18 protein-coding genes and 1 pseudogene are annotated in these 21,188 nt (G+C 72.1%); 9 read left to right on the top strand and 10 right to left on the bottom strand.

All coding sequences use genetic code 11. From position 1 onward, the window contains the following. The 3 genes from OG946_RS24955 to OG946_RS24945 are packed head-to-tail and all read right to left on the bottom strand — an operon-like array spanning position 1 to position 4,707. Entirely contained in the window at positions 1-1,353 is a 1,353-nt protein-coding gene (locus tag OG946_RS24955; protein ID WP_326798242.1) for an ATP-grasp domain-containing protein, read from the bottom strand. Beyond that, a complete protein-coding gene (locus OG946_RS24950; RefSeq protein ID WP_326798241.1) occupies positions 1,350-2,951 on the bottom strand; it encodes an MBL fold metallo-hydrolase in 1,602 nt (533 codons plus the stop codon). Before OG946_RS24950 ends, OG946_RS24955 begins: the two co-directional genes overlap by 4 nt. A gap of 37 nt (positions 2,952-2,988) precedes the next feature. Then, on the bottom strand, positions 2,989-4,707 hold the full coding sequence (locus OG946_RS24945) for a prolyl oligopeptidase family serine peptidase (protein WP_326798240.1): 1,719 nt from the start codon (positions 4,705-4,707) through the stop codon (positions 2,989-2,991). Positions 4,708-5,311: 604 nt separating this feature from the next. On the opposite strand from OG946_RS24945, the gene OG946_RS24940 reads away from it, so the two are divergent. From OG946_RS24940 to OG946_RS24915, 6 genes are all read left to right on the top strand, one after another. After that, complete coding sequence (locus OG946_RS24940; RefSeq protein ID WP_326798239.1) at positions 5,312-6,220, top strand: class I SAM-dependent methyltransferase; 909 nt, start codon at positions 5,312-5,314, stop codon at positions 6,218-6,220. A gap of 113 nt (positions 6,221-6,333) precedes the next feature. After that, complete coding sequence (locus OG946_RS24935; RefSeq protein ID WP_326798238.1) at positions 6,334-6,744, top strand: phosphopantetheine-binding protein; 411 nt, start codon at positions 6,334-6,336, stop codon at positions 6,742-6,744. Then, entirely contained in the window at positions 6,741-8,111 is a 1,371-nt protein-coding gene (locus OG946_RS24930) for an amino acid adenylation domain-containing protein (protein WP_326798237.1), read from the top strand. The genes OG946_RS24935 and OG946_RS24930 overlap by 4 nt, the downstream gene beginning before the upstream one ends. A gap of 43 nt (positions 8,112-8,154) precedes the next feature. After that, on the top strand, positions 8,155-9,519 hold the full coding sequence (locus OG946_RS24925; RefSeq protein WP_326798236.1) for a hypothetical protein: 1,365 nt from the start codon (positions 8,155-8,157) through the stop codon (positions 9,517-9,519). 30 nt (positions 9,520-9,549) lie between these two features. Then, positions 9,550-10,815 carry an MFS transporter gene (locus OG946_RS24920; RefSeq protein WP_326798235.1) on the top strand — a complete coding sequence of 422 codons (1,266 nt, stop codon included), beginning with the start codon at positions 9,550-9,552 and terminating at the stop codon, positions 10,813-10,815. Positions 10,816-10,913: 98 nt separating this feature from the next. Continuing rightward, entirely contained in the window at positions 10,914-11,864 is a 951-nt protein-coding gene (locus OG946_RS24915; protein ID WP_326798234.1) for an aminoglycoside phosphotransferase family protein, read from the top strand. 33 nt (positions 11,865-11,897) lie between these two features. Here the strand turns inward: OG946_RS24915 and OG946_RS24910 are convergent, their stop codons facing one another. The 5 genes from OG946_RS24910 to OG946_RS24890 all read right to left on the bottom strand — a co-directional run bounded on the left by OG946_RS24910 (position 11,898) and on the right by OG946_RS24890 (position 16,958). Further along, entirely contained in the window at positions 11,898-12,689 is a 792-nt protein-coding gene (locus tag OG946_RS24910; RefSeq protein WP_326798233.1) for an SDR family NAD(P)-dependent oxidoreductase, read from the bottom strand. A gap of 106 nt (positions 12,690-12,795) precedes the next feature. After that, complete coding sequence (locus OG946_RS24905; RefSeq protein ID WP_326798232.1) at positions 12,796-13,788, bottom strand: aldo/keto reductase; 993 nt, start codon at positions 13,786-13,788, stop codon at positions 12,796-12,798. Positions 13,789-13,849: 61 nt separating this feature from the next. After that, complete coding sequence (locus tag OG946_RS24900) at positions 13,850-15,091, bottom strand: FAD-binding protein (protein WP_326798231.1); 1,242 nt, start codon at positions 15,089-15,091, stop codon at positions 13,850-13,852. After that, positions 15,088-16,137, bottom strand: coding sequence for a polysaccharide deacetylase family protein (locus OG946_RS24895; RefSeq protein WP_326798230.1), 1,050 nt, complete (start codon positions 16,135-16,137; stop codon positions 15,088-15,090). Before OG946_RS24895 ends, OG946_RS24900 begins: the two co-directional genes overlap by 4 nt. Positions 16,138-16,148: 11 nt before the next feature. Then, positions 16,149-16,958 carry a phytanoyl-CoA dioxygenase family protein gene (locus OG946_RS24890; protein ID WP_326798229.1) on the bottom strand — a complete coding sequence of 270 codons (810 nt, stop codon included), beginning with the start codon at positions 16,956-16,958 and terminating at the stop codon, positions 16,149-16,151. Positions 16,959-17,727: 769 nt separating this feature from the next. Here OG946_RS24890 and OG946_RS24885 point away from each other — a divergent pair. The 3 genes from OG946_RS24885 to OG946_RS24875 all read left to right on the top strand — a co-directional run bounded on the left by OG946_RS24885 (position 17,728) and on the right by OG946_RS24875 (position 19,678). Beyond that, the gene (locus OG946_RS24885) at positions 17,728-17,922 is read left to right on the top strand and encodes a hypothetical protein (RefSeq protein WP_326798228.1); all 195 of its coding nucleotides are present in this window, start codon (positions 17,728-17,730) and stop codon (positions 17,920-17,922) included. A 327-nt stretch (positions 17,923-18,249) separates the two neighbouring features. Beyond that, positions 18,250-18,615: a MerR family transcriptional regulator gene (locus tag OG946_RS24880; RefSeq protein ID WP_326798227.1), complete on the top strand. Its 366-nt coding sequence runs from the start codon at positions 18,250-18,252 to the stop codon at positions 18,613-18,615. A 46-nt stretch (positions 18,616-18,661) separates the two neighbouring features. Then, the gene (locus OG946_RS24875; protein WP_326798226.1) at positions 18,662-19,678 is read left to right on the top strand and encodes an NADPH:quinone oxidoreductase family protein; all 1,017 of its coding nucleotides are present in this window, start codon (positions 18,662-18,664) and stop codon (positions 19,676-19,678) included. Positions 19,679-19,769: 91 nt separating this feature from the next. Here the strand turns inward: OG946_RS24875 and OG946_RS36195 are convergent, their stop codons facing one another. Continuing rightward, entirely contained in the window at positions 19,770-20,039 is a 270-nt protein-coding gene (locus OG946_RS36195; RefSeq protein WP_442814473.1) for a transposase, read from the bottom strand. Further along, positions 19,936-21,051, bottom strand: a pseudogene (locus OG946_RS24870) (ISL3 family transposase); the annotation flags it as partial. The gene OG946_RS36195 and the pseudogene OG946_RS24870, both read right to left, overlap by 104 nt. Positions 21,052-21,188 lie beyond the last annotated feature (137 nt).

The raw sequence follows: 21,188 nt of genomic DNA, 5'->3' as shown, positions 1-21,188 counted from the left end.
TCACATATCCCCGAGAACCGGACGACAGATGTCGTCGATCGCGTGCGTCAGTTGTGCGAGATCCGAGTGATCGCGTGTCCGTCCGTGCAGGCGGCCGAGGCGGGCGGTCGCCCCGCCGCGCCAGTCGGCCGGTGGGCCTTCGAGGGCACGCAGGTCGGCGAGGTCGACCCCGGGCAGGAGGCGCAGGGCCCCCAACTCCGTCGCCGTGGTCCGCCCGGCCGCCTCGCCCGGCGTTCCCGGCGTTCCCGGCGTCCCCGGCGTTCCCGGCGAGCCGGCCGGCGGCATCAGCGTGTACTGGTACGCGACGCCGTCGAACCGCGGCGTCTCCCGCACCGGCCGCCCCAGGGCCAGCAGCATCGCCGCCGCCACGAGGTCGACGCCGGAGCCGCGGCGTACGACGTCGCCGACGAGGCCACCGAGGCGGCCGTTGACCTCGATCAGGCGCGGCCCGTCCGCCGTGAGCTTCAGCTCCGTGTGCACGATCCCGTCGCGGACGCCCAGGGCCGCGATGGCCGCCTCGGCCAGTTCGTGTGCGTGCTCGGCGAGTTGCGGCCGCAGGGTGTGCGGGACGAACGAGCCGCGCTCCCGGAACGGCCGTACGAGCGGGAACTTGCCCGTCACGCACAGCCGGTGGCAGGCGCCCCCGTGGACCGCGGTCTCGACGGAGACGTAGTCCCCCCACTCGGGGCCCGCGCCCGCGGCGTCCCCCGGAAGCAGCCCTTCCACCAGCAGCTCCGCGCCGGGCGCGGCGGCGAAGAACTCCCCGGCGGCGACGCGGGCTTCGGCGGCGCTGTCGACGCGGGTGACGAAGCGGCTCCCGGTGCCGCGCCGCGGCTTGAGCACGGCGGGCAGGCCCACGGTGCCGAGCGCGTCGGCCACGCCGACGGCCTTGTCCGCCGGGGCGAAGGGCGGGCCGTCGAGCCCGGCGGCCGCGAACGCCCGGCGCTGCTCCAGCTTGTCGACGAGCCGCCGGGTCACCGCGGGGGAATGCCAGTGCCCGATACCGAGCCCCGCCGCGAGGGCGGAGGTCGTCTCCATCCGGTTCTCGCTGAACGTCACAAGACCGGCGGGAGCGAACGCGGCGACGGCTGCCACGGCCCCGGCCGCGTCGAGCCCGGTGACGTCGCACAGGGTGAACCGCTTCGCCAGCACGGGCAGCAGGTGCCGGACGTGGTCCGAGGCCGTGTCGACCACCAGGACCACGCCGGCGCCGCAGGCGCGCGCGGCGGCCGCCACCTCGGCCGGGCCCGCCGCGCCCACGTCGTAGACGACGCCGACCACGGGGCTCCCGCCGGGCGTGCCCGCCGCACCGCCCGGCGGGTACGGGGCGGGACGTGCCGGCGGCTCCGTCACTTCTCCTCGTCCCGCACCGGCCAGAAGCGCTCCGCGGTGACGTAGAGCAGCTCGGAGGGCACGCCCCGGTCGCCGGCCAGCTTCCGCAGCAGGACCTCCTGTTTGAGCTGCTCGGCCTCGGGGTCGTACCAGCAGCCGGTCAGGTGCTTGAGCCAGGGTTCGATGCCCAGCGCGTAGACGAAGATCTGGCGGGCCCCCAGCCGCTCGGCGAGCGAGTCGGCCGGCGCCGCGAAGGAGCCCTTGAGGCCGCGCTCCACGCTGTGCTCCCGCGCGATGGGCTCGTCGAGCAGCGGGCCGTAGAGCCAGCTCATCGGGGCGCCGACGCACTCCAGGCCGATGAACATCGCGTCGACCTGGCCGATCTCCGCGGCCACCAGGTCGTAGATCGTCGGGTCCACGGGCGAGGTGTCGGTGGCGAACATGAACCCGCGCCCGCCGAGGCGCACCAGCGGCACCATCTTGGCCCGGATGTCGAGTTCGCCGTGCTCGCCGAGGAACGGCAGGGCCGTGATGCGCGCCGGGCCCAGCTCGATCGACTGCATGTCGGCCACCTCCACCACGTCGGTGAAGCCGTAGTGCTCCAGCAGGGCGCGCATCCCGATGTCGGCCAGGCTGCCGCCGGAGGCCCGCGGCACCACGATCACGCCGATGCGGCGGCGCAGTTGCAGCAGCGTCTCCAGGGAGAAGTGGTCGGAGTGGGCGTGGCTGATGATCACGACGTCGATGGTCTCGGGCAGGTCGGCCATGGAGTAGTGCTCGTCGAAGCCGTCGCCGTCGTATCCGAGCGTGGGATCGGTCATCACGGTGAACCCGCCGAAGTCCAGCAGCACGGAGGCATGGCCGAAGTAGCGCATGCGCACCTCGCCGGTCAGGTTCGGTTCGTACGCCCGCGGCGCCTCCTCGGTGAACATCCGGCGGAAGGCCGCCTTCTGGTCGTCGTCGAGGCCGAACCGCCCGGCCAGCTCGTCCACGTCGACGGGGGCCAGCCGGGCCGCGAACAGCTCGTCGAGGAGTTCGGAGGCGAACGGGACCGCCAGGTCGACGCGTCCGGGCTCCGGCAGCACCGGCGAGCTGTAGATGAACGGCTGGTCGGGGTCGTGCCGCTCGCGCAGGGAGACGACCTCGGCCTCCGGCTGCGCCGCCTCCGTCCGGTACAGCAGGCTCTCGAAGAACCGGACGGAAGGGTGGTTCGCCGTGTCGTAGACCAGCTCGGTGATGCCGCGCAGCGAGTCGGGGAGGTCGTCGTAGAGCGACGTGAGCGCGCGCCCGTCCGCGTGCTTGGCGAGCATCTCCCGTACGGTGTCGATGTCCTCGGCCATGTGGATGCGCGGCGCGGCCTCGCGCGTCGTGCGGTCGAGCAGTTCGGTCACCGCCTCCGGCCCGTTCGCGCCGGGGCTCACGTAGGGGGCCCCGAACATCTGCGGGTTGGCCAGGGCACGGGCGTGCTTGCGCGGCGACTCGGCGTAGCTGCGCAGTGCGGGAAGGTGGCGCTTCACCAGGTTCAGCGCGCCGGTGTGCGGAGCGGCGACCATGGGGACGGCGTACCAGCGGTGGATGAGGGGTTGGACCACCGTCGACGGCGAGAGATATCCACGCATCAGAAACCTCGGTCGGCTAGTCGGAGACGTACGGGATTCAGTGGCGGGACAAGCGGGGTGCGGCCTCCGCTTCCGCGTGCCCGAGCACGCGGGTGAGGAATGCCGACTCCGCCGCGACGAGGTGGCGGATGTTCTCGGGCTTGGCGATCGCGTGGCCCTCGTCCGGATAGACCACGAGTTCCACGGCCGCGCCCCGCTCCCGCAGCCCCTCGCGCAGCCCTTCCGCCTGCTCGACGGGTACGACGGGGTCGCGGCCGCCGTGGAAGACGAGCGCCGCCGCCGTCCACGGGCCGGGTCTGCGGAGCGGGGAGCGGGCGGCGTACTGTGCCCGGGCCACGGGCCAGGGGCCGATGAGGCTGTCGAGGTAGCGGGATTCCATCTTGTGGGTGCGCTCGGGGATCGCCGCGGGGTCCGTGACGCCGGCGTAGCAGACCACCGCCGCGAAGTCCCGGTGTGCAGCTGCCGCGTTGAGCGCGGTCAGCCCGCCGGAGCTGCGCCCCCGGACGGCCAGCCGCCGGGGGTCGGCGAGGCCCTCGGCCACCAAGTGCCGGGCGGCGTTCACGCAGTCGGCCGCGTCGAGCACGCCCCACCGGCCGCGGATCCGCTCGCGGTAGGCCCGGCCGTGGCCGGCGCTCCCCCCGTAGTTGATCTCGGCGACCGCGTATCCGCGGCTCGTCCAGTACTGGACCTGTAAGTCGAGGGGGGCGCAGGCCACCACGGTCGGCCCGCCGTGGCAGGTCATCAGCAGCGGGGGCGGCACGCCGTCCGGGCCGCGGCGGTCCGGGTTGCGCGGGGCGTAGTAGAACCCGAAGACGGGCTGCCCCTCCGAGTCGAACTCGAACGGCCGTGCCTCGCTGATCCATTCACCGCCGGGCGCGGCCCGCCGGAGACTGGACCGCAGCTCCTCCGGCTGCCCGCCGCCGACGGGCAGCCGGACTACCGCGGCGGGGTGCGAGCCGGAAGCGGCGACCGCCACCGCCTCGCCGCCGCCGGTGGCCAGCGCCTCCACCACGTCGCGGTCGAGCGGCAGCGGCCGGGGGCCCGCGCCCTGGCCGACGACGGCGACCGCGTCCTTGCCGCGGGTGCGGTACGCGGCCACGATCCGGCCGTCGTCCAGGAAGCCGTAGGTGGTCAGGCCGCAGCACCAGTCCGGCCTGCCGAACTCGGCGGCCATGGGGGCAGGTGAGGTGTCCGCGCCGTCGACGCGCAGGTTCCACCAGCCCGAGCGGTCGTCCACGAAGTGCAGCCGGCCGTCGGGCGCGTAGCAGGGCTGGGTCACGGACACACCCGGGGCCGCGGCCACCAGGCGGCGGGACGCCACCGCACCGGCCCCGTCCAGGCACAGCTCCCACAGGACCGACTCGTCCCAGGGCATGTGCGGGTGGTCCCAGGCGGTGAACGCGATCCGCGCCTCACGGGGGTGGACGGCCGCGGCGCCGTAGAAGTCGTGTCCGGTCGCGAGGACCCGCACCGTCCCGGATCCGTCGGCGGATAACGCCACCGGCTCGTGCACCGCGTCCTGGCCGGCGCCGCGTTCGCGGACGGCGAAGACCAGGCGGCCGTCGTGGGCCGGCCGCGGGGCGCCGTAGCGGACCGGGCGGTCCTCCGCCGCCGTCAGCGGCACGGACGTGCCGTCCGCGTCGAGGCGGTGGACCCGCTGGTCCGCCGCGTCCACGTAGAAGACCGACGCACCGTGCACGGCGTACGGCACGGCGCCGTACCCGCCGACGTCGGAGCGCACTCCCGACCGGACCACCGCGGGTTCCTGTCCGTCGGCGGCAGCCATTAATCGGGGGGCGGCAGGATCGGCGCGATCCGTCTCAATCCAGAATGTCCGGTCGCCGCTGCGGCTCGGGTAGGTGAGTTCCCGGATCCCGTCCACGAGATCCTCCACCCCGACGGCCGATGGCCAAGTGCCGTACGGTGCAATACGCCGCTCCTTCATGTGCGACCTCCGGCAACTCCCGCGATGCGCAATGTGGCACGGGCAGAAGGTCTCACCGCAGCTGGAACGGTGTATTCATGCTGGTCGACCTGCCCCCGTGCGCCGGGGCGACGCATGTCAGGACACACGCACCCCAGGGTCATTCCTCATCACACAGTCAACTCGCCGTACCTTCCCACACAGACTCTCCGGCCCGCAAGTACATGTCAAGAAGATCGACAACGCCCATGCCGATGACCGTGCATGAGGCGCACAAAGCGGTGACTCTCATTCCGCTCTGCATGATCGCGCTGTTACGGGCGGCGTCCTTGACGCGCCCGCACCGCTGGATTATGTTCGCTGATCGGCTGGCCCGGATGGCTTCGTGCCGGTGTCGCCGGGGAAAGCATGCTGAATCTCCGGAAAGGAGCCAAGCTTGTCTGCCACCGCAGAATGCCCGCTCATCGGCATCGAGGCCCAGCGCGTATTCCTCGACCTCCGCGACCGGACCGCCGCCTTCGACTTGGCCGAGGAAGTCCTGCCGCTCACCTACGACTTACATTTCGGCCGGGGCGCCGGGGAACTGATGGGCAAAGGTCTCGCCCGGCTCCGCGAATGCACCACACTCGAAGAAGTGGACGCGGTCTTCGCACAGTCGCGCGACGCATGGGACGCGGCCGGCCACGGCGCGAACCTGACCACCGACAAGGAAGGCGCGTGGCGCCGGATCCAGACCGTCAGCGGCCTGGACACGGCGACCGGACACGTCGTGGACGTCGGCAACCCGAACAACGGATTCGGCGACTGCCTGCTGCGACGGAACCCCGGAGTCCGCCTCGTCACCGGTGTCGACCACCGGAAGGATCCGGCGGTCATGCTCGGCGAGCGGCTGCACTTCGCCCACCAGGAGGACCGGGCCCGCATTCCGCTGGCGGACGGCAGCGCCGACATCGTGGCCTTCCGGGTGGCGCTGCACCACATGACCAAGCAGATTCAGGAAGCACTGCTCGCGGAAGCCGCGCGCGTGCTGCGGCCGGACGGCGAAATCCTCATCCTGGAGGACTCCTGGGCCGATACCCCGGGATTCACGGACAACTCACTGACCATCAAGTTCCGTGCCCTCGACGAGGCCGACAAACTCGCCGCGCTGTCCCTGTTCGACGTGTCGGGCTGCCTGACGAAGCACGAGACGGTGGCATACCCGTTGTCATACCGGTCGGCGGCCGACTGGGAGAACCTGCTGACCGGGGTCGGCGCGAGTTCGATAGACACCGCGTACTGGGGCTTCTCGGTTTTCACCGTGTATGCAGCTCCGCTGGCCGTCATCCGGGCGAAGATAGCCTGACGGCCCCGTACACGGCGGTGTTATCCCGTGTTCTCCCGGGCCCCGGCCCTGAATTCGTTCGGCATCGGGTCGTACACCTGCGCTATGACCGCCACCCCGGAAGGAAACCGTACGTGCTCGATACGGAACTGATGACCTATCTGCGTGAGCGGCTACCCGCATACATGGTGCCCTCGGCGATAGTCGTGTTAGACGCCCTGCCGCGGACTCCCAACGACAAGGTCGACCTCAACGCACTGCCGGCGGTGACCGTGCAGCCCGGCATGGACGGCGAACCGCGCGACGACCTGGAACGCGAACTGGCCGACGTCTGGCGGCAGGTGCTCGAACTCGACGACGTGGGCATCCACGACGACTTCTTCGACCTGGACGGCAATTCACTCCAGGTCATCCGGTTGGTCTCGCATATTCAGCGCTCGCACGGCGTCGGCATTCCGGCCGAGGACGTGTTCGAGCACTCGACGGTCGCGACGCTCGCCGCGCGGGTGCGTGCCGAGATGGCCGCGAACGGGGAGCGCCCATGACGCCCGACCAGGAAACGGCGGCCGGGAGCGTCCTCGACCTGGTGGTCGACGTGATCGGCCGGCATCCCGACGTGCCCGTGGCGCACAGCGGCGGGAGCCTGACCTTCGCGGAGATCGGCCGGCACGCGGGCCGGCTGGCCCGGACGCTGGCGGGCCACGGGGTGTCACCGGGCAGCATCGTCGCCATCCACCGGGACCGGTCGGTGGAGTTGCTGATCGCCATGCTGGCGAGCTGGCAGCTCGGTGCCGCGTACGTGCCGGTCGACCCGAACTATCCCCGCCGCAGGGTCGAGTTCGTCCTCCGCGACGCCGGGGCGCAGGTGATCGTCACGGCGCCGGGCACGCCGGAGGACGCGTTCGACGGGCTCGACGTGCCCGTGGTCGTCTTCGAGGCCGCCGGCGGCGCCGCGGACGGCCCGCCGCTGACCGCCCGTAGCGAAGGCTTCGGGGAGGGCGCGGCGTACGTCCTCTACACGTCCGGCTCCACGGGCGACCCCAAGGGCGCGAGCGTGCCGCACCGCGCGGTGGTGAACCTGCTCCGCTCCATGGCGCGGGAGCCCGGCGTGACCGGCGAGGACGTCGTACTCGCGCTCGCCAGCCCGTCCTTCGACATGTCCGTGCCGGAGCTGCTCCTGCCGCTCACCACCGGTGCGCGCCTGGTCATCGCCTCGACCGCGGACGCCCGCGACCCGCAGCGCCTGCTCGATCTGGTCACGGCGCAGGGCGTCACGGTGATGGCGGCGACGCCGACGTCGTGGGGCGGATTCCGCGCCGCCGCGCCGGACGGCCTCGGCCTGCGCCTCGCGCTGAGCGCCGGGGAGCCCCTCACCCGCCCGCTGGCGAACGGGCTGTGCCGCGTGGCGGACGAGGTCTGGAACATGTACGGCCTGACGGAGATGGCCGTCTACTCGCTGATCACCCGGGTGCCCCCGGCAGCGGACGACGTGCCCGTACCCGTCGGCCGCCCCATCGACAACACGACGGCCTGGGTGCTCGGTGACGACCTGCGCGTACTGCCGGCCGGCGAGGTCGGCGAGCTGTACCTCGGCGGCGCCGGCCTGGCACTGGGGTACCGCGGCCGGCCCGACCTGACCGGCCGGCGATTCGTCTCCGGCCCGCCGGAGACGGGCGGCGAGCGCCTCTACCGCACGGGCGACCTCGTCCGGCTGGGCCCCGACGGGTGCTTCGAGTTCCTCGGCCGGGCCGACACGCAGATCAAGATCCGCGGCCACCGCATCGAGGTCGAGGAGATCGCCGCGGTGCTGCGCCGCCACCCCGGGGTGCGGGAGGCGGTGGTCGTCGCGAAGGACGACGACTCGGGCAACCGCCGGCTGGTGGCCTACGTGGTGCCCGGCAGCGGCAGTTGAGCAGTTGAGCAGTGGAACGTTACCGACAACCGAGGTGTTCACGATGGCGTCGCACGCCGATCTGACAGACGAGTACAACCGGCGTGCCGGGGCCGACGGCCGGCTGCTCAGATGCGTACGGGACCTCGACCCCGCCGAGCCCGCCGCGCACTACGCCGACGACGCCATCGCGCGCCCCGTGTTCGCCCGGCTCGACAGCCTGCAGGGCCTGACCGCCGACATCAAGGCGACGATCGCGGTCATGGACGACCTGCCGGGCCGCTGCTTCGGCGGCAGCGTCGAGGAGTACCTGAGGGCGCAGGGCTACGACGGCGAACTGCTGGCCGCGATGCTCGCCGGGATCGTCGGCTCCGGGGCGCCCGCCGGACCGTGGGACTCCGGCGTCAGCATCGACTACGGCCGCGCCGACGTGTTCCGCACGCCGGACGGCTACCGGGTGCTGGAGCTCAACATGGGCAGCGTGCTCGGGGGCCGGCTGACGACGACGCTGAACGGCGCCCTGCTGCGGACGTCCGCGTTCGGCCGGTTCGCGGAGGAGTTCGGGCTCACCTGGGCCGACCCGGTGCAGGGTCTCGCGGACGACCTGCTCGCCGCCGGCCGTACGACGGCCGGGACCGACTCCCCGGTGGTCGCGATCGTCGAGGAGTCGGGCTCCGAGCAGAGCGCCCGCCGGCTCATGCCCGCGCTCCGCTCCCACGGCGTCGACACCATCCACGGCGAACTCTCCGACCTCGGCTTCGCCGACGGCAAGGCCACGCTGCGGGGCCGGCCGGTCGACGTGGTGCTGCGCATGTTCTTCGTACGCCACATCCCGCTGGAACCGCAGGGCATGGCCAAGCTGCGGGCCCTGATCGAGGCCCACCGGAGCGGTCGCACGGCGTTGTTCACCCCGTTCGACCCGGAGATCCACGACAGCAAGGCGGCGCTCGGCCTGCTCTTCGAGCCCGCGGTACGGGCGAAGCTGTCCAGGACCGAGATCGCCTGCATCGACCGGATCGTGCCGTGGACCCGCCTGCTCGGGCCGGCGTTCCCCACCGTCCCGCAGAACGACCGCGCCGTCCTGCTGAAGGAGTGCCTCTCCCGGCGTACGGAACTCGTGCTCAAGCCCGCCAGCCTGTACGCCAGCCAGGGCGTCGTCATCGGCGACCAGGTCGGCGAGTCCGAGTGGCGGGCCGTGCTCGAATCACCGCCGCGCCCCGACTACGTCGTGCAGGAGCGGGTCCGCCCGCTCCCCGAGACGGTGATCGACCCGGAGACGGCCGAGCCCGACGACTGGACCGTACTGTGGCAGGTCTTCTTCGGCTCCGCCGGGCACAGCGGCTCCTCCGTACGCGGCCGCCCGCTGTCGCAGTCCGGCCCCCTCGGGGGCAACGAGCAGACCAGGACGGGCTGTGTCTTCTTCTGCTGACCTGGCCCACCACCCACCGGGAGGCGCCGGATGAACCGGACGAACCGGATGAACCGGATGAAGCTGCCCGCCGGCATCTCCCCCGTGATCCTGCTCCGCTCCATGTTCAGCGGCGTCTCCACCGGCCTGTACCTGACCGGCAGCGCGGTGTTCTTCACCGAGTACATCGGCCTCTCGCCGGGGCGCGTCGGCCTGGGGATCTCGATCGCCTGGCTCATCAGCACCGCGACGATGATGCCGTTCGGCATGCTGGCCGACCGCTTCGGCGGCCGCCGTGTCTGGCTGGTCGGCGCAACGGCGAGCGCCCTGGTCTTCCTCCTCTACCCCTTCGCCGGCACGTACTGGCAGTTCCAGCTCGTCGTCATCCTCGAACTGCTGGTCAGCGGGCTCGGCAGCGCCGGTGCCGGCCGCTACTTCGGCGACCTCTTCCCGGAGGGCGGCCGGGCACGCGGCAGGGCGTACCTGCGGACCACGTCCAACATCGGCATGGCCGTGGGCGCGGCCATCGCCGGCGTGGCCATCTCGCTGGAATCCCGGTCCGGCTACCTGGCGATCGTCCTCATCGCCGCCGCCGTCACCGCGATCGAGGCCGGCCTCATCGCCTGGGCGGTGCCGCATGTCGACCACCCGCACCGCCCGGCCGAACGGGCGGCCCGCCGCAAGCCGGTGGCCATACGCGACCGGTCGTTCGTGGCCCTCGCCGTGCTGAACGGCGTCTACAACCTCCACGGGCCGGTCCTGTCGGTCCTGCTGCCGCTGTGGATCGTGTCGCAGACCGACGGACCGACGTGGCTCGTGGCCGGAACGATGCTGACGAACATGGGCCTGTGCGTCCTCTTCCAGATCCGGGCGAGCCGCGGCGTGGAGACGCCGGGCAACGGCGCGCGGGCGTGGGCCCGGGCCGGCATCGCCCTGGTCGTCTGCTGCGTCGCCTTCGCCGTGTCCGGGACCACCGAAGGACTGGCCACCGTCGCCGCTCTGGCCGTCGGAATCGTCACGCTGACCGCCGGCGAACTCCTGACGTCGGCGGGGACCTGGGCCATCCGCTACGGCCTGGCGCCGGAGAGCCGGCGCGGGGAGTACGTCGCGGTGTTCGGCCTCGGCGGGCAGCTGAGCTGGGTCGCCGGCCCGGCCGCGCTCTCGTTCCTGGTGGTGACCGGCGGGCCGCCCGGCTGGCTCGTGCTGGCGGGCGTGTTCGCCGCCGCGGCGGCGGTCACCGGCCCGATGGTCGCCTGGGCGTCGCGTACGGACCGGGAGGAGGAGAAGCAGCCCGAGCCCTCCGCCCACCCCGCCTGACCCGCGTGTACGCCCCGTTCCCGGCGGCGGAACCCGGCCGGCGGCGGTCGTGCCGCAGGATTCCCCCCATCCCGCTATTCGCCTGACAGGAAGTCGTGTTGAGCAAGACACCGGATCTCGGCCCCGTACCCCAGCGCATCACCGTCGAGACGGAGCAGGTGCGTTCCCTCATCGGGCAGCAGCTGCCCCAGTGGGCCGGGCTCCCGGTCCGCCCCGTCGCCAAGGGCGGGTGGGACAACCGGACCTTCCACCTCGGCGCCGACATGCTGGTGCGCCTGCCCAGTGCGGCCGAGTACGCGCAGGCGGTCGACAAGGAGCACCGGTGGCTGCCGGAGTTCGCTCCCCGGCTCCCGCTGCCGATCCCCGTACCGCTGGCGAAGGGCGGGCCCGGCGCGGGCTACCCGTACGCGTGGTCGGTCTACCGCTGGCTCGACGGCGAGCCGGCCCGCGTGGACCGTATCGCCGACCCCGTCCGGTTCGCGGGCGACGTGGCCGGGTTCCTGGCCGCCCTGCGGGACGTCGACCCCGCCGACGGGCCCCGGCCGGGAGTCCACAACTGGTACCGCGGCGGCACGCTGCGGACGTACGACGGGCTGGCCCGCGGCGCGCTCGCCGACCTGGAGGGCCGCATCGACACCGGCCTGGCGCACGAGATCTGGACGTGCGCCCTCGACGCGCGCTGGGACGGTACGGAGAGCTGGTTCCACGGCGACATCGCCGAGGGCAACCTCCTCCTCGCCGACGGGCGGTTGGCGGCGGTCATCGACTTCGGCACCTGCGGCGTGGGCGATCCGTCCTGCGATCTGGCCATCGCGTGGACCCTGCTGACCGCCGAGGGCCGGCAGGTGTTCCGGGAGCGGCTGTCGGTGGGCGCGGCGGACTGGGCGCGGGGGCGGGGCTGGGCGCTCTGGAAGACGCTCTCCACCTACGCCTCAGCGTGCGCCGACGGCGACGAGGCGGAGGCCGCCGACTCCCGGCGCGTGCTCGGTGAGATCTTCTCCGAGTACGCCGCCGCCAGCAGCGCGGGCGCGGCGGCAGCCGACCGGTAGGACCCGTTCCGGAGGGGCTGCTTCACCGCGAGTTCACCGCGAGCCGCGCTGCGCCTCGACGATGAGCCGGCCCGCGTCGTCGGCGGGGCCCCGGCGCTGGATCCAGGCAGCCGCGGAGGGGAACTGCACCGCCAGAGCGCAGAGCAGCCGGAGTCTGGCCGGCGCGATGTTCACCTCCGCCCGGTTGTGTTCGACGGCCCGGAGCACCGCGGCCGCCACCTGGTCCGGAGTGACCGTGCGCGTGCCCCGCGGCACGGGCGCCCCGGTCCTGGCGAACATGCCCGCTTCCCGGACGAGGCCGGGCTGCACCAGGGAGACCCCGACGCCCGCCTCGCGCAGGTCCAGCCGCAGGGCGTGGGAGAAGCCGCGCAGCCCGAACTTGGCGGCGGTGTACAGCGACGAGTACGGGATGGCGGCCTTCCCCGACATGGACCCGACGAACGCGAGGTGCCCCCGGCCCGCCTCGGCCATCCGCGGGGCGAGCAGCCGGGCCAGCAGGACCGCCGAGCCCAGGTTGACCGCCAGGGCCCGGTCGATCTGCCCGGGGGTGTACTCCAGCAGGTCGCCGCTGGCCGGCAGCGCCGCGTTCGCCACCAGGATCCCGGTGCCGGCGCAGCGCTCCGCGAGCCGGGCCACGTCGTCCGGGTCGGCCAGGTCGGCGGGGACCGGCCGGGCGCCGAGCCGGTCCGCGAGGTCCCGTAGCGCATCGGTGTCCCGCCCGGTGACGATCAGGTCGGCGCGTGCCGCAGCCAGGCGCTCGGCGAGCACCCGGCCGACGCCCCCGGTCGCGCCGGTGAGCAGGACGGTCTCTCCGGCGATCTTCATCCTGCGGCTCCTGGGACTCCTGGGGCTTACGGGTTTACGGGTTTACGGGTTTACGGGTTTACGGGTTTGCGGGCTTGCGGGCTTGCGGGGCGGGCGGGGCTTGCGGTCACCAGCGGTGGTGCACCAGGCCGCGGATCCTGCGGTCGTACAGCTCGCGCAGCCGCTCGGCCGTCGTCGCGGGCAGCGGGGCCATCGACCCGACGGCCGCGTTGTCGCGCGCCTGCCCGACCGAGGTGGCGCCCGGGATCACCGTGGTGACGCCGTCCTGCTGGACGACCCAGCGCAGGGCGAGCTGCGCGGCCGTCATGCCCTCGGGCACCAGGGCGGCGAACTCGGCCGCGGCTGCGAGGCCGGTCTCGTAGTCGACGCCGGAGAAGGTCTCGCCGACGTCGAACTGCTCGCCGTGCCGGTTGTACGTGCGGTGGTCGTCCTCGGCGAAGACCGTCTCCGGCCTGAACTTCGCGGACAGCAGCCCGGACGCCAGCGGCACCCGGGCGATGATGCCCACGCCCGCGGCCTTCGCGGCGGGCAGGACCTCCTCCAGCGGCTTGCGCCGGAACACGTTCAGGATGATCTGCACGGACGCGACGCCCGGCCGGGCGAGTGCGGTCATGGCCTGGGCGCAGGTCTCGACGCTCACGCCGTACGCCTTCATCCGGCCCTCCTCGACCAGCGCGTCGAGGGCGTCGAAGACCGCGTCGGACGCGAACACGGCGTCGGGCGGGGTGTGCAGCTGCACCAGGTCGAGCGTGTCCATCCCGAGGTTCGCCCGCGACCGGTCGGACCACTCCCGGAAGTTGTCGAGGGTGAAGGAGCCCGGCTCCTGCGGGCCGCGGCGCCCGAACTTGGTCGCCACCGTGGGGCGTTCGCCCGGCGAGGTGCGGAAGTCCTTCAGGAACCGCCCGATCAGCCGTTCGCTTCGGCCGTCGCCGTAGACGTCGGCGGTGTCGATGAAGTCGACGCCGGAGGCGACGGCCGCGTCGAGGATGCCGCGGACGTCGCGTTCGCCGACGTGGCTCCAGCCGTCGCCGAACTGCCAGGTGCCGAGGCCGACAACGGAGAGCTTCCGGTCGGCCCTGGGCAGAAGTCGTGTTCTCATGCGAGCACTCCCGGTCTGGTGGGTCGATGGGTAGGGGCGGGCCGCACCGGAGCGGATCCGGTCACCGGGCACCCGCGGGGAACACGTCGTCGAGGAGGGCGTTGGAGAACTTGCCGCCCGGGTCGAACTTCGCCCGCAGCTCCTGGAAGTCGGCCGCACGGCGGTAGCACGACCGGATCCCGGGGCCCGTCATCACCGTCAGCTTCGCCCAGTGCGGCCGCGCGCCGAGGGGCGCCAGCCGCTCCTCCACGGCGGCGATCACCGGCAGCACCCGGGCGGTGTCCCGGATCCAGGTGAAGTGGAATGTCACCGAGTCCCGTTCGTAGGCGGGGCTCAGCCACAGGTCGTCCTGGTGCACGGTCCGGACCTCACCGACCTGGAGGACCGGCCCGAGCAGCCCGCCGAGCCCGCGGAGCGCGGCGAACGCGGCCGGTGCGGCGGCGCGCGGCAGGAAGTACTCGGACTGGAGCTCATCGCCGGCGGGCGCGGTGGCGCCCGCGCGGAAGTGCGGCAGCCGCTCGTGCCACGGGCCGGGCTCGCCCAGTTGGGGCGTGCACGCCGCCGGGTCGGCGCCGGGCACCGGGTGCAGCGGGCCCGGGGCCGGCACGCCGAAGTCCGGCTCGGGCGCGGGCCGGTCGGTGCGCCGCTTGAGCCAGACGACCGCGTCGTCCGCCCACATGGTGAACATACTGACGCTGTAGGCGGCGGCGAACACGTCGTCGAACCGGTCCTGTACCTCCGCGACGGGCACCGCCGTGCGCAGCGACTGGGCGACCTCGAAGGACGGCTCGATCTCCAGGGTCATCCGGGTGACGATGCCGAGCGCCCCGAGGGAGACCACCGCCCCGGCGAAGACGTCGCGGTCGGCCTCGCGGCGCAGCTCGACCGACTCGCCCTGTGCGTCGACCAGGTGCAGCCCGCTGACCGCCGCCGCCAGCCCGCGCCGGCCGTCGCCGGATCCGTGGGTGCCGGTCGCGCAGGCCCCGGCCGCGGTCAGGTCAGGGAGCGACGGCAGGTTCGCCAGCGCGTGGCCCGCGCGGTGCAGGTGCGCCGCCACGTCGGCGTAGCGGAGACCGGCGCTGACGGTCGCGGTGCGCGCCGCCGTGTCGATCTCGACCACGGGCGGCAGCCCGTCGAGGACGACGGCGGTGCCCTCCGGGGAGAGGACGCCGCTGAACGAGTGGCGGGAGCCGACGGCGCGGACCCGCGCGCTGTCCGCGACGATCCGGCGGAGTTCGTCCGTGGACCGGGGCCGTGCCGGCGGTTCCGCCCCGAGGTCGACGTTGCCTGCCCAGTTCCTCAAGGCGCGCTCACCAGCCCGGAGCCGTCGCGGTCGAGCATGTCGTCCACGCGGACGAACTCGTACCCGCGCTCGGTCAGGCCCTCGATGATCGGCGGGAGCGACGCCACGGTGGGTGCGCGGTCGCCGCCGCCGTCGTGCAGCAGGACGACGGAGCCGGGCCGGGCGGCGGACAGGACGTCGCGGGCGATGTCACCGGACTCGCGCAGGGCCCAGTCGTCGGGCGCGACGTCCCACAGCACCGAGACGACGTCGGACTCGGCGAGCGAGGCCAGGACCGCCGGGGTCCGCGCCCCGTACGGCGGCCGGAACAGCCGTGGCGGGTCGCCCCCGCCCGCTTCGGCTATCGCCTCGGCGGTGCGGTCGATCTGCTCGGCCGCCTGCGGGCGCGACAGCTCGGGCAGGAACGGGTGCGACCAGGTGTGGTTGCCGATGGCGTGGCCCTGCTCGCGCATGCGCGCCAGTATGTCGGCACGGCCGCCCACGTGGATCCCGCAGCAGAAGAACGTGGCGGGGACGCCGTAGCGTTCGAGGATGTCGAGGACCTGCCCGGTGTATGGCGGCTGGGGGCCGTCGTCGAAGGTCAGCGCGACCCGGCGGCGGTCGCGGCCGGCGTGGCTGAAGAGGCGGCCAGCCCCGGCGAGCTCCCGGTCGGCCGGGGCCGACTCCGCGATCCACGCGGCCAGTTCGTCCTCGCGGCCGGTCTGGGTGCCCCGGTGGGGCTCCAGCCTGACCAGCCCCCGCGCGCCGCGCAGGCCCGCGCGCGCCAGCTCCTCCGCCGCGACCGAGCCGAACAGCGGCCGGTCCGGAAGCAGCGCCGGGTCGGCGCGGTGGACCGCCAGGCCCGCCGCCATCAGCCGGCCGTCCAGGGTGCCGTTGGTGCTCTCCACCACCACGGTGGTCCGGTCACCGAGCCCCCGCAGCCGGGTGACCAGTTCGTCCACGCGGTTCGAGGCGTAGTCGGCGGGTTCCGGGACGTCCCGGCCGTCCGGGCCGGCCAGCGCGAGCCGGTAGCCGCCGGCCTGCCATGCGATCCCCGCGTACAGCATGTGACCACTCCTCACTCGGGCTTCACGTACTCGCTGAAGTGCTCGTCGGCGAAGAGGTCCGGCCAGTCCTGGCCGGCGAGCCCGAGCTGCCGCGCCCGGCTCAGCGTCTCCCGCCAGTACGGCTTCGCGGGTGCCCACACCGCCCCCACCTGGCAGTAGGAGGCGTCGACGAAGTAGCGGGGACGGCCCGCGCGCCGGGGCTTCGCCCGGCGGGCGTGGAAGAGCGCGGAGTGCACCAGCACCGTCGACCCGGGCGGCAGTTCCTCGATGAACACCTCACCGGGGACCACATCGGTGCCCAGGTGGGCGCGCGCGGTCTTCTCGGCCGGTTCCCGGTGCGACCCGGGGAGTACGACGAGGCCGGCCATCCTCGGATCGATGCCGTCGAGGTAGTGCAGCGCGTGGACCATGTCGTGGGTACGGGACGACTGGGGCACCAGTTCGTAGTCGTGGTGCCACGGCTTGCCGGGGAGGTCGGGCGCGTGCCGGTCACTGTGCATGTGGTGGAAGACGAATCGCGGTCCGAGTAACTGCCCGATCGCCCGCAGCAGCGGACGGTGGGTGAGGAGTTCCCCGTGCGCGGGCTGGTCGAATTCCATGACTTTCGGCACTCCGTTTGCGTCCGGATCCACCGCAGACGCAATGGACAGGGCGCGCAGACCGGTGTCGATCCAGCGGTCCGCTTCCGACTTCAGCCGGGTTACCAGGTCGGCGGGGAGGAACCCCGGCAGCACGAGAAAACCGGACCGGGCGAACTGCTCGATCTGCTCGTCATTCAGTCCCGACGGCTGTGAGGTGGCTGAGAGCGTCCTCGCGCGCATAAGAAAGGGCTCCATTCCTGTCGGCTCGGCGATCCACGCCGACGACGGCAACTGCATACCGTGATTCCGTCAGCGGGTGCTTTGTTGCGTACCTGACATCAAAGTCCGGAAGCCGACACCCTACCCCCGCTGACCACCACTGTCCGGTGGTCCGGCCTATCCGTCCGGGGCGCCCGGTTCACCGCGGACCGTCCAGTCCGGGCACCGGCGGGCGCATCCCCCGCGAACTTCGTACGCTTTATGCCGAAGTCGATTCGGGCGGGGTCCGTCGCGCCCGGAAAAAGAAGCAGCGGATTCCGCTAAACCTCGGCCAGCCCGGGCTTCGGGACGAAACGGAGGAGCCGGTTCTGAGCAGCGTCGGTGATCGTGTGGAGGGTGGTTTCGTAAGCCCCGCGTTCGTACGTCCTGTCGAACCCGCCTTCGCCGCTCGACTCCGGCCTCTGGCGGTCGCCCCGTTCACTCGTCGCTCAGGCTCGCTGCAGTCAGTCACACTGCTCATCGACTCTCCCGGCAAGAAGGCGAGTTCCACGGTTAACGGTAATCGAGGGGCGGGGTGGTGTCAGCGGGTCGCGCGGCACGGGTTCTGCCGCAAGGAGGCTGTGAGACGTCGGCCGAAGTGGCACCCGGAGCGCATAACAAGATCTTGCCAGGGCGCCCCTGTCGGGCATGGCCGGTGTGGGGAGCGGCCGTGGACCGTGGACGGCGAGAAGTGCGGCTACCCCGGTCCAGATCCCAGGCGGCGCCGAGTTCGCGGTAGCCGTCGACCGCGGTGCGCAGCGCCTCGGCGGCGGCCGGCTCACCTGCCCCGGCCAGGCTGACCGCCGACGACACCGAGGCCGCCCGGCTGCTGGAGGAGGTGCTGCGCACCGCCCCGCTCGCGCCGGCCCGGCGGGGCGAACTCACCGTCAGGCTCGGCCGGACGGCGATCGAGGCCCGCCAGCGAGCTGCGGACGCTGGTCGTTGATGTCCACTGCGGTGACGCCCTCGGCCTCGCCACGTGATCACCGCCCCGCGGGACGAGTCCGCACGCAGTCACAGAAGGAGTCGACAATTCCTAGAACTGGCGGCAGTTGGATACGCAAGTTCACCGTCTCAAGGCCGTGTTCATGCTGGATACACGGGCCCGGCGAGGGTCCACCCTGCATCGTTCGGCGGCGGTCCCAGGAGGCGGGGACGAGGTGGCCGTAGACGTCTGTTGCGGGACACGAGGTTGTTGACCGCCTGAGCAGGTTTTCAACTCGTCGCAGCGAGTGCTGGAAGACCGCGGTGCTCCTGGACGTTGGCTGCAGGTATGAAGATCAGCGAAGCTTCCAGAGCCAGCGGTGTGAGCGCGCGATCGTTGCGGCACTACGAGGACGAGGGCCTGATCGTCCCTGGCCGTTTCAGCAATGGATTCCGCGACTACTGTCAGTCGACCATCGATCGGGTGCTCGTCATCCGCTCGCTGCTGGAGTCCGGGCTGCCCGTGCGGTTGATCAGGGAAGTCCTGCCCAGCCTCACCGATGGATCTGATGCCGGCACCGACGTGGTGTGCGCGGAGTTCCTGCACGAGGTGCAGAGCTATCGCGATCGGCTCGCTGCTCGTATCGCGGTTCTCAGCGATCGGCAGGCGGCACTCGACGTCTACCTGCGAGAGGCCCGCCGTACTGATCTCTGACCGCCGCTTGACCTTGACGCAAGTGTCAGATTCCTACGTTCGGTGCATGGAAATCAACGAGCAGCAGCAAACCGCTGAGCAGACGGTACGAGCCCTGGTCCAGCGGTCGCACCGGGGACCGAAGGATCTGACTCTCACGACCGGTCTTCGACGCCCTACCCCGGGGCCAGGCGAGTACCTGATCCGCGTCGGTGCCGCCGGGGTCAACTTCGCAGACGTCATGCAGACCCATGGAACCTACGGAGGAGGCCCGCGGGCACCCTATGTGGCGGGCTTTGAGGCCGCTGGCGAGCTCGTGGGTGTCGGCCCGGAGGTCGACAGCCCGCTGCAGCTTGGCACGCACGTCGTCGGAGTCGGCCCGGGCGCCTTCGCGCAGTACATGACGATGCCGGCCGCGGGTGTGCTTCCTGTGCCGTCCGGCTGGAGCGACGCCGAAGCCCTCGGCCTGGTGCTGAACTGGGCCACCGCCTTGGCGGCACTGAAGCCGCTGGGCGACATCAAGACTGGTGAGGTAGTCCTCATACATGCCGCGGCCGGAGGCGTCGGGCAGGCCGCCGTCCGCCTCGCCCGCCACTACGGCGCACGCGTGATCGCCACGGCCTCACCGGAGAAGCACGACACCGCCAAAGCGCTGGGCGCCGACGAGGTCCTGGACAGCCGACGCCCCGATCTGGCCGAGGAGATCACCCGCCTGACCGGCGGTGTCGATCTGGTCCTGGAATCAGTGGGACAGGCCACGTTCAAGACCAGCCTGTCCGTCACCAAACCCTTCACCGGACGCATCGTCGTATTCGGCGCCGCCTCCGGCGACGCCACCCTGACCAGCCACGACCTGGTCTTCACCCACCAGGTCCAAGTCAAGGGTCTGCACATCGGTGCACTGGCGGTCGCGGCCCCGTACCTCTACCAGTCGTTGCTCGTCGAGATCGAGGCCCTCATCGCCCACGGCGTGTACGCGCCGGGCACGCCCCAGGTGCACCCTCTGGCTGAGGGGGCGAGGGTGCTGCAGGAACTCGAAGCGGGCCAGACCCGCGGCAAGCTCGCCCTCGATCCTTGGCGTTAGGGAATGCCTGTGCTTCACCGCAATGCCCCACTGTCTCCCGAGGGGCGGCTGCGACTCGGGCAGCGTTGCCAGCACCGCCCAATCGGGGTCTTCAAAGTTGAGCGGTGCGGAGGTGCCCGCGGGCTCGGCGGGTAGTGACGCAGCGTGTCCGTAGCCGCTGACTGTCCGCGTTGCGGAATCCGAACGCGTTGCGCGCGACGAGCTTGATCACGCGGTTGATGCCCTCGCTCTTGGCGTTGCTGTGCCCGGGTGTGGATGAACGCCTCAATCTCGGGCCACCAGCGGTCGACTGTGGTCGCGAGCTGCCGCACCTCGGGGATGTCGGAGTCCGCGCACCAGGTGAGGAACTTCCAGCGGGCATGGCCGACTTGATGGCGATCGGAGCCGGTGCGGGCCAGGGCCAGGAGGTTGCGCAGGTTCTCTTTGGCGATCCAGGCCGTGAGCAGCCGTTGGCCGATCTTCCCCTCGCCGAGCAGCGTGTTCCACATGGTGGCGAATTGCTCGTCGGTGAGGTCCTCGCGGTTGCGCAGCAGGCGCCGCCGGGCCTTCCACTCCGGATCACTGGCGCGTCCGCGCCGGCCTCGGGACCCGGCGGTGGTACGGCGCCGGACCATGGAGAGCATCTTGTTGGCGAGTTGGACGACGTGGAAGTGGTCGACCACGACGGCGGCCCGCGGCAGGGCGACGCGGACGGCCGCACGGTAGGCGGCGGACATGTCGATGGCCACGTACGTGATGTTCTTGCGCCACGTCAGCGGGGTGGCAGCCAGCCAGACGAGCACGTCCGCGACGGTCCGGCCCTCGATCTGCCCGAGCAGGCCGCCGGTGCCGAGTGCGTCGGCGAACCCGGTGTGCCACCGGTCGCGGACCAGGTGCCACTTTCCGGTGACGGGGTCCTGTTCCCAGCGTGGCCGCCCTCGCCGGGTCTCGTCGATGCCCAGCACCTCGACCTCGGGCAGGGGTGCGTCGATGACCTCGCGGGCGGCGGTGCGGAAGGCGTCCATGACGGTCGGCCAGGACAGGTGCAGGTCGCGAGCGGCCTGGACGACGGTGGAGCCGGCGTCCCTCACCCGGTGTCCGGCCCAGGCCCGCAGCCGGGTGGTGATCCGGGCGCGGGCCGGTATCTGCGGGATCTGCTCGGTGAACGAGCGGGGCGGGCAGGCGCGCTCCCCGCAGAACCAGCGACGCTTGTGCCAGCGGAACTCCAGCCCCGTCTCGCCGTACGGAAGATCGCGCGGCCGGGTCGTCGCTGAGCCTTTGACCCGGGTGGCGAACACCCCGCAGGCCGGGCATGCCCGGGCGGTCTCGTCTGCCGTGACCAGGTGAACCCGGCGTCTGCCATCGGCCAGCCGCTCGACCCGAACGACGGACACACCGTCGAGATCGAGCAGCAACGTCGAATCGTTAAGCAAGCCCGTGGCTCCCGCTTGATCGTTCTGCCTAGAGAACAGAAATGATCACTCAGGGCCACGGGCAGCTTGCGCTCAGGGCCGAGCTGCCCGGCACAAGA

This window comes from Streptomyces sp. NBC_01808 (genome assembly GCF_035917395.1).
GTDB lineage: Bacteria > Actinomycetota > Actinomycetes > Streptomycetales > Streptomycetaceae > Streptomyces.
Note: the sequence above shows the minus strand (reverse complement) of the source record. Positions and strands in the feature narration are given on the sequence as shown.